The 14,539-nt window shown below is 38.5% G+C and carries 8 protein-coding genes; all 8 read left to right on the forward strand.

The genetic code is table 11. The annotated features are described in order from the left end of the window. The first annotated feature begins 14 nt into the window (after positions 1 to 14). The 8 genes from ACU1LP_RS04535 to queG all read left to right on the forward strand — a co-directional run bounded on the left by ACU1LP_RS04535 (position 15) and on the right by queG (position 14,536). Entirely contained in the window at positions 15 to 1,403 is a 1,389-nt protein-coding gene (locus ACU1LP_RS04535) for a quinol:cytochrome C oxidoreductase (RefSeq protein WP_445733715.1), read from the forward strand. 30 nt (positions 1,404 to 1,433) lie between these two features. Further along, on the forward strand, positions 1,434 to 2,501 hold the full coding sequence (locus ACU1LP_RS04540) for a cytochrome c oxidase subunit II (protein WP_445733714.1): 1,068 nt from the start codon (positions 1,434 to 1,436) through the stop codon (positions 2,499 to 2,501). A gap of 27 nt (positions 2,502 to 2,528) precedes the next feature. Beyond that, complete coding sequence (locus ACU1LP_RS04545; RefSeq protein WP_445735682.1) at positions 2,529 to 4,328, forward strand: cytochrome c oxidase subunit I; 1,800 nt, start codon at positions 2,529 to 2,531, stop codon at positions 4,326 to 4,328. 219 nt (positions 4,329 to 4,547) lie between these two features. Further along, positions 4,548 to 9,248: an Ig-like domain-containing protein gene (locus ACU1LP_RS04550; protein WP_445735683.1), complete on the forward strand. Its 4,701-nt coding sequence runs from the start codon at positions 4,548 to 4,550 to the stop codon at positions 9,246 to 9,248. A 28-nt stretch (positions 9,249 to 9,276) separates the two neighbouring features. Next, positions 9,277 to 10,236: a PorP/SprF family type IX secretion system membrane protein gene (locus ACU1LP_RS04555; protein ID WP_445735684.1), complete on the forward strand. Its 960-nt coding sequence runs from the start codon at positions 9,277 to 9,279 to the stop codon at positions 10,234 to 10,236. Between the two features lie 19 nt (positions 10,237 to 10,255). Next, positions 10,256 to 12,145, forward strand: coding sequence for an OmpA family protein (locus tag ACU1LP_RS04560; RefSeq protein ID WP_445735685.1), 1,890 nt, complete (start codon positions 10,256 to 10,258; stop codon positions 12,143 to 12,145). Positions 12,146 to 12,494: 349 nt separating this feature from the next. Further along, positions 12,495 to 13,517, forward strand: a complete 1,023-nt coding sequence (ruvB, locus tag ACU1LP_RS04565; protein ID WP_445734539.1) for a Holliday junction branch migration DNA helicase RuvB — start codon at positions 12,495 to 12,497, stop codon at positions 13,515 to 13,517. A 98-nt stretch (positions 13,518 to 13,615) separates the two neighbouring features. Then, positions 13,616 to 14,536 (forward strand): tRNA epoxyqueuosine(34) reductase QueG, encoded by a 921-nt coding sequence (gene queG, locus ACU1LP_RS04570; RefSeq protein ID WP_445734538.1) that lies wholly within the window; start codon positions 13,616 to 13,618, stop codon positions 14,534 to 14,536. Positions 14,537 to 14,539 lie beyond the last annotated feature (3 nt).

Consider the following 14,539-nt stretch of genomic DNA (forward strand, 5'->3'; position numbering starts at 1 on the left):
ATTATTATATAGATATGTATACATTTTCAAATAAGTTAAAGACATTTTCTTTCATTCTAATGATATTAGGCGCATTAGGTTTGGGATATGGTTTTATGACATCCCATAAATCTTTGGAAGAAGTAAAAGAAATGCTTGCAGAAGAAGTTGCGCACCATGGTGGTGGCCATAAAGCACCTACTAAAGCGCATGCTGCTGCTGCTGTAGAAGATCATTCTGATGATGCACATGAGCCTAACGCCCATGATGCGTTGGCTGATGTTGGCCATCAAACGGCAGATGCGCACCATGGCGATGAGCATGCAGAACATGTTCAGCATCAAATAGCAAACAGGCCATGGTCTGCACTTTATGTGGCGGCCTTTTTCTTTATGATGATTGCTTTAGGGGTTTTGGCTTTTTATGCCATTCAAATCGCATCACAAGCAGGATGGTCTCCCGTATTGTTTAGGGTCATGGAAGGTATTACAGCCTATGTATTGCCCGGAACTTTAATTGTATTAGGAATCGCTATTGCATCTGGAACCATTGGACACTATAATTTATTTGTTTGGATGGACCCTGAAGTTGTAGCTCACGATAAGCTAATAGCAGGAAAATCGGGCTTTTTAAACTTGCCTTGGTTTGTTATTCGTGGGTTAATATTTATTACAGGGTGGAGCTTATACCGTCACTTTGCTCGTAAATTCTCCATAGCACAAGATACTGCTGAAGATACCAAGAACTTTAAAAAGTCATTTAGAATAGCGGCAGGTTTCTTGGTATTCTTTATATATACAGAATCCATGATGTCTTGGGATTGGATCATGAGTGTAGATCCACATTGGTTCTCAACATTGTTTGGTTGGTATGTGTTTGCAAGTATGTTTGTAAGTGGCATTACGGTTATTGCTCTTGTTACCATCTACCTAAAATCCAGAAACTATTTAGAATTTGTTAACGAAAACCATTTGCACGATGTTGCTAAATACATGTTCGCTTTCAGTATTTTCTGGACCTACTTATGGTTTTCACAGTTCATGCTTATCTGGTATTCAAATATTCCTGAAGAGGTCACTTATTTTATAACACGTTTTGGCGATTATCAATTACTATTCCTAGGGATGGTGGTGTTGAACTTTGTGTTCCCAATTTTAATGTTGATGAACGCCGACTATAAACGCATCCCTTGGTTTGTGGTCATATCAGGTTTAATAATATTGTTTGGACATTACATAGATATATTTGTTATGATTATGCCGGCTACAGTGGGCGACAGATGGTTTATTGGTATTCCAGAAATCAGTGCTATATTATTGTTTGCAGGATTATTCATGTTTGTAGTATTTACTGCATTCACAAAAGCGCCGTTACTTGTAAAAGGATATCCTTTTAGAAAAGAAAGTGAACATTTCCATTATTAATTAAGATATAAATAAAGACGAACGATACAAATGACTGCTTTATTAACAATTATAGTTTTAGTATTTATTTTGGTTGCCATTTGGCAAATGATAAAGATTTTTGATTTGGCACAGGCTAAAGTCGAGAATTCCCAAATTGCCAACGACAAGGATAATACAATAAATGGATATTTAATGATGGGCTTTTTAGCGTTCATTTATATCATTACCATTGTGTGTTTTGTTAAATGGGGCGATTTGCCTTTACTTTCCAATTCGGCATCCGAACACGGCCCTACCATTGATAATTTAATGGTTATTTCATTGGTTATTATCTTTTTTGTGCAAACCATTACGCAATTCCTATTGCACTATTTCGCTTTTAAATATAAAGGGGAAAAAGGTAAAAAAGCGTTATTCTTTGCCGATAACAATAAACTGGAATTTATTTGGACCATTATTCCCGTAATTGTTCTGGCAGGCTTGATTATTTACGGATTAAGTACATGGATTAGCATAACCAGTATTGATGAAAGTGATGATCCATTGGTAATAGAATTATATGCACAACAGTTTAACTGGACCGTACGTTATGCAGGACAGGACAATACATTAGGGAAAGCGAATGTGCGTTTAATAGACATTGATAGAGCCAACGTTTTAGGTTTGGATGAAGCAGATCCAAATGCACAAGATGATATTATCACTAAAGAGTTGCATTTGCCCGTAGGTAAGCCTGTGCTATTCAAAATGCGTTCGCAAGATGTTTTGCATTCTGCCTATATGCCGCACTTCAGGGCACAAATGAACTGTGTTCCAGGTATGATAACCCAATTTGGTTATACCCCAACGATTACTACGGCAGAAATGAGACAAACACCGGAAATGGTTGAAAAAGTGGCACATATTAATAACATTAGAGTTGAGAAAAGTAAAGCACTGGTTGAAAAAGGTGGAACGGCTTTAGATCCTTACGAATTTGATTACCTACTATTATGTAATAAAATTTGCGGCAAATCGCATTATAACATGCAAATGAAGATTATAGTGGAAACGCAAGATGAGTATGATGCTTGGATAAAGGAGCAAAAGGTATTCAAAAATTCTCTAGTTAATTAATTTAAAAGATAAAAACGATATAAGATTATGTCAGCACACGAAGATATTCACGCTCACGACGCTCACGACGACCACGGACATCATCATAAAGAAACTTTTGTTACTAAATATATATTTAGTCAAGACCATAAAATGATTGCCAAACAGTACCTGGTTACAGGTACTATTATGGGTGTTATTGGAGTTTTAATGTCTATGATGTTCCGTATGCAAATTGCATGGCCAGAGCAACCTAATCTATTGTTTGAAGCATTATTAGGTAAATGGGCTCCTGAGGGCGTTATGGATGCAGATATTTATTTAGCATTGGTTACCATACATGGTACCATCATGGTATTCTTTGTATTGACTGCCGGATTGAGCGGTACATTTAGTAACCTGTTAATTCCATTGCAAATCGGTGCGCGCGATATGGCATCGGGGTTCTTGAATATGATTTCTTATTGGTTATTCTTCCTATCTAGTATAATCATGGTGCTCTCATTATTTGTTGAAGCAGGCCCTGCTGCAGCTGGATGGACCATCTATCCACCATTAAGTGCTTTGCCAATGGCACAAGGAGGGTCAGGTATGGGCATGACCTTATGGTTGGTTTCTATGGCTATCTTTATTGCGTCATCTTTAATGGGGTCGCTCAACTATATTGTTACAGTTATTAATTTGCGTACCAAAGGCATGTCCATGACAAGATTGCCACTTACAATTTGGGCATTTTTTGTAACAGCTATCATAGGTGTTGTATCATTCCCGGTATTATTGTCGGCTGCTTTATTATTGATCATGGACAGAAGTTTTGGAACATCCTTTTTCTTATCCGATATATTTATTCAAGGCGAAGTATTACACTATCAAGGTGGTTCGCCTGTATTATTTGAGCACTTGTTTTGGTTTTTAGGACATCCTGAAGTTTATATTGTAATCTTACCCGCCATGGGTATAGTGTCCGAAATTTTGGCATCAAACTCGCGCAAGCCCATATTTGGTTACCGTGCCATGATCGCTTCTATATTGGCCATCGCCTTTTTATCGACTGTTGTTTGGGGGCACCATATGTTTATTTCCGGAATGAATCCATTTTTAGGGTCGGTATTTACATTCACAACCTTATTGATTGCGATTCCGTCTGCTGTAAAGGCATTCAACTGGATCACAACACTTTGGAAAGGTAATTTACAGTTGAATCCCGCCATGTTATTCTCCATAGGATTTGTGTCCACATTTATAACAGGTGGTTTAACAGGAATTATTTTAGGCGATAGTGCTTTGGATATTAACGTGCATGATACCTATTTCGTGGTAGCGCATTTCCATTTAGTAATGGGTATATCGGCACTTTACGGCATGTTTGCAGGAATTTACCATTGGTATCCCAAAATGTTTGGCCGTATGCTGAACAAAAACTTAGGCTATATCCATTTTTGGGTGACCGCAGTTTGTGCTTACGGTGTATTTTTCCCCATGCATTTTATAGGAATGGCAGGTTTGCCACGTCGTTATTATACAAACACCAACTTTCCATTATTTGACGATTTAGCAAATGTGAATGTCATCATTACAATTTTTGCCTTGATTGGCGGAGTGGTACAGATCATCTATCTATATAACTTTTTCAGTAGTATGTTTTATGGTAAAAAAACCGTTCAAAATCCTTGGAAATCAACTACTTTGGAATGGACAGCTCCTGTAGAGCATATTCATGGGAACTGGCCAGGAGATATTCCACATGTGCACCGTTGGGCTTATGATTATAGTAAACCGGGGCATGATGTAGATTTCGTTCCACAGAATATTCCCTTAAAAGAAGGCGAAGAAGAACTTCAGCATTAAAATATTTAATTGGTAAAATAGAAAAAGCCCACCTTTCAAAGGTGGGCTTTTTTCGTTTAAAAGCTTTTTTTTTCGATGAAATGCAAAATAATTATAAAATAATCGTTGAAATACAAAAAAATCAGTTAAATTGCACCATAAATATTTAAAGTATAAGATCTTTTTGAACCCATTATTATCAATTTTACTGTGAATGTGCTATTTAACTAATCTATCATTATGAAAAAAAACTTCTCATTTAGGTATGCAAAATTTTTTGCAATCTATATCATGGTATTTCTTTGGGGTACTATGGTGGCTAGTGCCCAGTGCCCTACTGTAACAAATTCAAATCCACCTCCTATTTGTAACGGAGGAGGTTATACTTTTGCGAATTTAAGTACTGACTATGCGCCAGGTGCGGTTTGGTATAGCGCAGCAACAGGTGGAATTAGGTATAGTTCAAGCGGATTAGTTCCGCAAGGCATCTATTATGCAGGTAATAATGCGGGTAATTGCGGAACAAGACAATCCGTTACGGTAACTTTCCAAGTAGATCCTGTGCCTCCAATAGGAGCTTCTTTAGATAAGTTTTACTGTAGCAATGATAATGCAACTATTCAAAATTATATTGATGATGCATTAGTTGGTTATGTTCCAGTAGGAGGATCAGTAAGGGTTTATTACAACGCTGCGTTAACTAACCAAGCTAATACTACAGATGCTATTACAAATGGTGTTGTAAATTTATTTATTGTTTTTAGTGATGGAACAACTCCAACACCTTGCACAAGTCAGATTAAGTTTGGAAAGTCAATACAATCTATTTCACCTCCAGATCCAACACCTCCACCATCCCAGGAATATTGTTCAGATGCTAATCCTACAATTGGAAATTTAAATCCAGGTACTACAGGCACATATAATTGGTATGATCAAGTTGATGCTTTAGGAAAACCAGTGCCTCCAATTTTACAAGCATCGGAACCTTTGGTCAATGGAATCTATTATGTGCAGGTTAATGATATTAATTGTAGCAGCAATGCGGTGCCAGTTACCGTAACTATAAATGATCCTTATGATCCAGGCACATCAACTACATTGGATTATTGTGAAGATAATCTGCCACCAACACCGTTCGATTTGTTCGATGCACTAGGAGGCTCTCCAGATAACAACGGAACTTGGACAGGGCCCATCACGACAACCAATGGTTTTCAAGGCACGATTGATATTTCAACATCGCCACCAAATATTTATACATTCACTTATACAGTTCCTGCAAATGGTGCGTGCCCCCAAACAGCGTCTAATGTTACCATTGCTATTTATGAATCGTTTTCATCGGGAACTGATTTAAGTCCAGTCACTTTTTGTGAGTCTACAGCTCCTGCTGCATTCAATTTGTTTGCTTTATTAAGTGGTCAGGATGCAGGTGGTCAATGGACTCAAGGAACTTTAAGCACAGATCCTCCTATTAATAGTCCAATAGATTTAACAGGGTTCGCTCCAAACACCTATAATTTTACATATACCCAAAATGGATTGCCAAACCCTTGTCTAGAGGAATCAACTACGGTGCAAGTTATTATTTTGCCAGACCCCAATGCAGGTGTTGCAGTAAATCAAACATTTTGTGAAAATGAATTAACAGCTAATTCACCTTTTGATTTATTTGATGCTTTAGATGGCTCACAAGATAATGGAGGTACTTGGACAGATGCAAGCAATACAACCGTTCCTGATCCTTTGAATTTAGACATTACTGGCTTTACGGTAGCAGGAAGTCCATATAATTTTACTTATACGGTTGATAATGGAACGTGTACAGATGATGAAACCATAACAATAACCATTGAACCTGCCCCAGAATCTGGAACGCCAAATCCGGCAGCTGAATTTTGTGAAGCAACGGCACCTGCAAGTTTTGATTTGTTTACACTTTTAGAAGGCGAGGATCAAACAGGTACTTGGTATATTGGGACCGATAATACGGGGGCTAAAACGCCTAATACAGTAAATTTATCTTCGCTTACAGCCAACACCTATAATTTTACTTATGATGTTGCTGCCATAGGAAGTTGCGATGATGAATTGGTTACGGTTCAAGTCATAATAAATCCATTGCCTAATACAGGGACCCCAAATAATCCGCCGCCATTTTGTGAAAATGACCCATTATTGAACAACACCGCTTTTGATTTGTTTACTTTATTAAGCGGACCGGTTGATTCAGGAGGCACTTGGACAGATGATGGTACCTCTAATGCTTTAACGCTGAACAATGTTGATCTATCAACTTTGGCCATAGGAACTTTTGATTTCACTTATACTGTAACAGATGGCAATGGTTGCTCAAACAGCACCACGGTTACCATCGTTATTGATGACGCCCCAGAATCTGGAACGCCAAATCCGGCAGCTGAATTTTGTGAAGCAACGGCACCTGCAAGTTTTGATTTGTTTACACTTTTAGAAGGCGAGGATCAAACAGGTACTTGGTATATTGGGACCGATAATACGGGGGCTACTACTCCTAATCCAGTAAATTTATCTTCGCTTACAGCCAACACCTATAATTTTACTTATGATGTTGCTGCCATAGGAAGTTGCGATGATGAATTGGTTACGGTTCAAGTCATAATAAATCCATTGCCTAATACAGGGACCCCAAATAATCCGCCGCCATTTTGTGAAAATGACCCACTATTGAACAACACCGCTTTCGACTTGTTTACTTTATTAAGCGGACCGGTTGATTCAGGAGGCACTTGGACAGATGATGGCATCTCTAATGCTTTAACGCTGAACAATGTTAATTTATCCCTATTAACAATAGGGGTTTATAATTTTACTTATAACATTACGGATGCTAATACTTGTACAAATAGCACCACAGTTACAATAACAATTGTGGACGCACCAGAATCGGGTACTGCAAATCCACTGGCTGAATTTTGTATTTCAAACATCACAACAAGTCAAACAGTGGATCTGTACTCCTTACTTACAGGTGAAGACCAAACAGGAACTTGGAGTGATGATGATGCTTCAGGTGCTTTAAATGGGAATTTAGTTACTATTGAAGGACTTTCAGCAAATACTTATAATTTTACTTATGATGTTGCTGCGATAGGAAATTGTGATGATGTCAATGTAATGGTAACTATTGTAATAAACGATTCACCAGCACCACCCGCTGCATCACCTCAAGAATTTTGTGATACAGCAACCGTTGCAGAGTTAGTCGCCACAGGAACAGCCATTCAATGGTATAATGTTTCAACAGGCGGAACACCTTTAATGGGAACTACAGCATTAGTTGACGGACAACTGTATTATGCAACTCAAACGAATGCCACAACAGGTTGTGAATCTTCTGTAAGAACTCCGGTAACGGCAATAATTTACCTATCACCAAACGCAGGAAATCCAAATGCAACAGCCATTGTAGCTTGTAATACTAACAATGCCATAGATTTATTTATGGGATTGGATGGCACACAAGATACTGGTGGTACTTGGAGTAATGACAACGGTATAGGAATATTAGTAGGCAATACGTTGAATGCCATTGGAGTAATACCTGGAGATTATCAATTTACGTATTTAGTAACGGCATCTTCCCCTTGTATGGATTCAAGCTCAACCATTACAATAACTATCGAACCGCCCTTAAATGCAGGAACAGATACTACTTTAGAGGTGTGCAGCACGAATGGAACCACCGATTTATTCACGCTAATAGGTGCAGCCGATTTAGGAGGCACTTGGTCGCCAGCCATGGCTAGCGGTTCAGGTGTTTTCGATCCTTTGGTGGATGCATCTGGAATATACACGTATTCATTAACAAATAGTTGTGGAACGGATACGAGTCAAGTAACCGTAACGGTAACGCCAGCAGCAAATGCAGGAGCAGATAACACCGTTAATGTTTGTGTCATAGAGGGAATTACAGACTTATTCACCTTTTTAGGTACTAGCGCGCAAACGGGTGGCACTTGGTCGCCTGCTTTAGCAAGCGCTACAGGAGCGTTTGATCCCTTGGTAGATACCGCAGGAATATATACTTATTTAGTGACTGCCACATCTCCATGTACTTTAGATTCGAGTGCGCAAATAACGGTAACTGTTAGTGATAGCCCTGTACCGGTTGCTTTAAATTTAAATCCGGAATTCTGTAAAGCTGATAATCCAAAGGTTTCAGATTTAGATGCATCAATTAGCGTAACAGGAACTATAAGTTGGTATGCAGATGCCTCCTTGTCAATGCCTTTAAATGCCACGGAGGCATTAGTGGATGGGGAAGATTATTTTGCAAGACAAACTACGGCTTCTGGCTGCGAGTCATCAAAATATGTTCAAATTACTGCCACTGTTAATGATGTTGCAACACCAACGCAAATAAATCCAAATCTTGAATTGTGTATCAATGATGGTCCTACAATTTTAAACTTAACCTTAAACATTTCACAATACAATTCCAATACAGATAATGTTATCTGGTACGATACACAAACGGGCGGTACACCATTGGCAAGTAGTTCATTATTGAGCTACGGTGCCACGTATTATGCTGTATTATTTGATGCCTCTACAGGTTGTGAAAGTAGCATCCGTTTAGAGGTTATGCCAAATGTTACCTCATGTGGTAGAATAGCCTTGCCAGATGGGTTTTCGCCAAATGGAGATGCTGTTAATGATACCTTCGATTACAATAATTTAGATATCATATATCCTAATTTTGAAATGGAAATTTACAACAGATATGGAAACATTGTTTTTAAAGGAAACGCTTCGAGTCCGCGTTTTGATGGCACATCCAATCAGGCAAGAACATTGATTAAAGGGGATCTTCCCGTGGGTGTTTATTTCTATATATTCAATTATAATGATGGTAAAAATAAGCCAGCACAAGGACGTTTATACTTAAGCAGATAATTTATAGATAAATCAAAATTTAGAAACGATGAAAAATTTAAATATATATCATAAAATAGCTGCATTTATAAGTTTGACATTAGTGTCCTTACAAAGTTTTGCGCAGCAAGACCCTCAATTTACACAGTATATGTACAATATGAGCGTTATAAACCCTGCTTATGCAACGGCAGATCAAGCCATTTTGAATTTGGGAGGCCTATACAGAACCCAATGGGTTGGTATGGAAGGCGCACCCAAAACAGGTACTTTTTTTGCCCACACACCCATCAACGAGAAAATAGAGGCGGGAATTTCGTTTACAAACGATAATATAGGTGATGTGGTCCAGGAAAATAACATTTATGCCGATTTTGCCTACGTGTTGCCCATGGGGTTGGAAGGCGGTAAGCTGTCATTGGGCCTTAAGGCTGGATTCACATTTTTTAATGTAAATTTTGATGGGTTTAATCTGCAATCAGGTAATACTTCTACAGATGTGGCTTTTAACGAAAACATCAGTCAAACCTTCCCGAATATAGGAATCGGTGCCTTTTATTTCACCGATAATTATTATATCGGCCTATCGGCTCCAAATATGTTGAACTCTAAACATATCGAAACCGAAAACGGCGTAAAAGCAACGGGCGTTCAAAGTATCCATTATTATGTAACGGGCGGTTATGTTTTCGACATCAACCGAGATCTAAAGTTCAAACCGGCGTTTATGGCGAAGGCGGTTCAAGGGGCACCTTTAGCGTTGGATATTACGGCAAATGTTTTAATTAATGAAAAATTGGAAGCTGGTTTAGGCTACCGTTTGGATGATGCCATTAGTGGACTTGTGAGTTTTAGAGTGTTGCCAGATTTAAAAATAGGATATGCTTACGATTTTACAACCAGTAACCTAGGCAATTATAATTCAGGTTCTCACGAACTGTTCATTTTGTTTGACATTGATCTATTCGGACTAAAAGGCGGCTACGATCGTTCACCTAGATTCTTCTAACCATAAAGACTACAAAGAAATGAAAAAACACATATACATACTTGCAAGCCTTTTATTAGTTAGTGGCATGGCACTGGCACAAAAAGGAAACTTAAAAAGAGCGAATAAACTTTTTGAAATGAGAGCATATATTGAAGCGGCCGAAATGTACGAAACCAAAGACCGTACCCAAGAAGTGCTACAAAATTTAGGCGATAGTTATTACTACAATACCAACCTTCAAAAGGCGATTAAAACCTATAGAGAGCTGTTTGTTACTTATGGCGATTCCATAGATATTGAATTCCATTTTAGGTTCGCCCAAGCTTTAAAAGGGGTTAAAGATTATAAGGAAGCCGATGCGCATTTAAGCAGATACTATAACCAACGCATCAATACGCCTGCCTTTATAGAGATGGTTGAAAAAACAACACCACATACTTTTAAGCTAGAGCAGATTACAAATGATACTGCTACAAACAGCGATTTTGGCATGTCTTTTTATGGTGATGATAAAGTGGCTTTTGCTTCTACCAGAAACACCGAAAACCCATCGTATTCTTGGAATAAATTACCTTATTTGGATTTATATTATGGCAATTTAACCGCTAACGGAAAGTTGGAAAATGTGATGCCTTTTTCAGATGAAATCAATACCGATTCCCACGAAAGCAGTGCAACCTTCAGTAAGGATGGTAAAACCATGTATTTTAACAGAACCAACCAGACACGTACTAAAACCGATGATGAAAGAATAGCGCATGTTCAAATTTTCAAGGCAGAATTAGTAGATGGAAAATGGACGAATGTTAAAGAATTGCCATTCAACTCCAACGCATACAGTTGCGAACACCCCAGCATTGGTAAAGACGGAAAAACACTTTATTTTTCTAGCGACATGCCAGGAACTCTTGGTGGTTTCGATATTTATAAAGTGGCTATCAATGACGATGGAACTTTTGGAACGCCCGAAAATTTAGGGGCAAATATCAATACCAAACACCGTGAGCAATTTCCTTTTATAAGCGATTTGGATGTGCTGTATTTTGCATCCGATGGGCATTTGGGTTATGGCGGATTGGATGTTTTTAGATGTAATTCCGTTAACGGAAGTTTCGATAAACCCGTAAACTTAGGAAGTTCCATCAACACAAGCTTGGACGATTTTGCCTATGCCGTTAAAGAAAATGAAAATAAGGGATATGTATCTTCAAACAGAAGCGGGTTCGATAGGTTGTACGGCTTTGGAAGGGAAGAAAACATGTTGACCAAGTATTTGGTTGAAGGTCTTGTTCGGGCTAAAAACACAAATGCTTTGCTTCCGGGTACCTTGGTAACGTTGTCTGATGATGCTGGAAATGTACTTCAAGATTCCATTGTGGGCGACCAGGCAGATTATTTGTTCAAAATTGAACCCAACAAAAAATATATAATCAAAGGCACTCGTAAAGCGTATATTCCGCAGCAAGTGGAGTTTTCAACCGATAGCCAAGGAAAAGTGCAGCACAATATTTATTTAATATTGGAGTCGTTTGTAGATGCGGAAGAACCCGTTAAACAAAAGGAAAACGATATTGTACAAGTAGAATTGGATAAAATCTATTTTGATTTTGATAAATCGAATATCCGCGCCGATGCGGCCACTACTTTAAATGTGCTGGTAGATTTAATGAAAAAATACCCGTCCATGGAAATAGAAGTGTCGGCACACACCGATGCCAGAGGTGTTGATCAATATAACTTGGATCTGTCCAAACGTCGTGCAGCTTCCACTTTGGAATATTTGGTAAGCCAAGGCATCAACCGAAACCGCTTAAAAAGTATCGGTTACGGCGAAACCCAACCACTTAACAGATGTGTTAAAGAAGGAATTTGTACAGAAGCGGAATATGATATTAACCGTCGTTGTGAGTTTACGATTTTGAATTAAACAAATTCCTGCGAAAGCAGGAATCTCATTCTCGAGAACCCATAAACATAATTAAAAGCCTTTCCTTCTGCGAAAGGCTTTTTCTTTACGTTTGTCATTCCTGCGTAGGCAGGAATCCACTCCTATCACTGAAAAGATTCCTGCTTTCGCAGAATGTCCCGCCAATTTCAGACTTTAATAATTAACCCTAAGACCTTTGTAGTGAAACATCTATTACAAAGGTCTTTTTCTTTATATTTGCGTGATTAACCTGCAAGGTTTTCAAAACCTTGTTGGTTTACACCACTATTGGTAAAGTAGATATATTGATCTAATAATTAAAAAGATTCCTGTTTTCAAAGGAATGTGTATGAACGAAAACCTAGACCCAACAAACGAAAACTTCACTCCAGAAGAACTGGACGTCGAAAAAAAGTTAAGACCCTTATCTTTTGATGATTTTACGGGTCAGGACCAAGTGTTGGAGAATCTTCAAATATTTGTTCAGGCAGCCAATTTACGCAACGAAGCATTGGACCACACCTTATTTCACGGCCCTCCGGGACTGGGGAAAACAACATTGGCATATATTTTAGCTAATGAGTTGAATGTTGGCATAAAAATAACATCGGGCCCTGTATTGGATAAACCAGGAGATTTAGCGGGGTTGCTTACCAATCTTGATGAACGTGATGTGCTTTTTATTGATGAAATCCATCGATTGAGCCCTATTGTGGAAGAATATTTATATTCTGCGATGGAAGATTACAAGATTGATATCATGATAGAATCAGGGCCTAATGCGCGTTCGGTCCAAATCAATTTGAATCCGTTTACCTTGGTTGGTGCTACCACGCGTTCGGGCTTATTGACGGCGCCCATGCGAGCACGTTTCGGGATTCAAAGCAGATTGCAATATTACAATACCGAACTTTTAACCACTATTGTTCAACGTAGTGCTTCCATATTAAATGTAGCCATCACCATGGAGGCAGCCATAGAAATTGCTGGCAGAAGCCGAGGCACACCACGTATTGCCAATGCCTTATTACGTCGTGTTCGGGATTTTGCCCAAATAAAAGGCAATGGAAGCATTGATATTAAAATTGCAAAATATGCCTTGGAAGCATTGCATGTAGATGCTTTTGGGTTGGATGAAATGGATAATAAAATTTTAACGACCATCATAGAAAAATTTAAAGGCGGTCCTGTTGGTATTTCTACTTTGGCAACCGCAGTAAGCGAAAGCGCCGAAACCATTGAGGAGGTTTACGAACCTTTTTTAATACAGCAAGGTTTTATCATGCGAACCCCGCGTGGGCGCGAAGTAACCGAGTTAGCGTATAAACACTTAGGAAAAATTAAAGGGGCAGTTCAAGGTGGGTTGTTTTAAAAAGCCCCTCTTAATCTCCCCAAAGGGGAGAAACTGTTGCGAACCTCTGTGAATCTTTGTATTTTCTCTGTGAACCTCTGTGAAATAACTTTTTAATATTGACAAATATATCTGCACATACAAATCTCATCAAAACCGAAGCCAAACGCCTCGGTTTTTTGTCTTGTGGTATCAGTAAGGCACAGTTTTTAGAAGTAGAAGCACCAAGGTTGGAAAAATGGTTAAATAATAACATGCATGGGGAAATGCAGTACATGGAAAACCATTTTGACAAGCGTTTAGATCCCACAAAACTGGTTGAAGATTCCAAATCGGTCATTTCATTATTATTGAATTATTACCCAGAAGAAAGGCAAGTAGAAAACACCTTTAAGTTGTCCAAATACGCCTATGGAACCGATTATCATTTCATTATTAAAGATAAATTAAAATCACTTTTACGCTTTATTCAAGAGGAAATTGGCGACGTTCATGGACGTGCCTTTGTAGATTCTGCTCCCGTTCTGGACAAAGCTTGGGCAGCCAAATCAGGTTTGGGATGGATTGGTAAACACAGTAATTTGTTGACACAGCAAGTCGGATCTTTCTATTTTATTGCCGAATTGATTGTCGATTTGGAATTGGAATACGATTCTGTAACAACCGACCATTGTGGCACCTGTACCGCCTGTATGGACGCTTGCCCAACACAAGCCATTACAGAGCCGTATGTGGTTGATGGTAGTAAATGTATTTCCTATTTCACTATAGAATTAAAAGAGAATATACCATCAGAATTTAAAGGTAAATTTGATGATTGGGTATTTGGTTGCGATGTGTGTCAAGATGTATGCCCATGGAATAAATTCTCAAAATCACATAGTGAACCGTTATTTAATGCACATCCAGAATTATTATCCATGACCAAAAAAGATTGGCTGGACATTACCGAGGACACCTTCAAAAAAGTGTTTCAAAAGTCTGCAGTAAAGCGCACTAAATTTTCTGGTTTAAAGAGGAATATTGATTTCTTGAAATAAATT

The sequence above is a fragment of the Mariniflexile sp. genome, assembly GCF_052728615.1.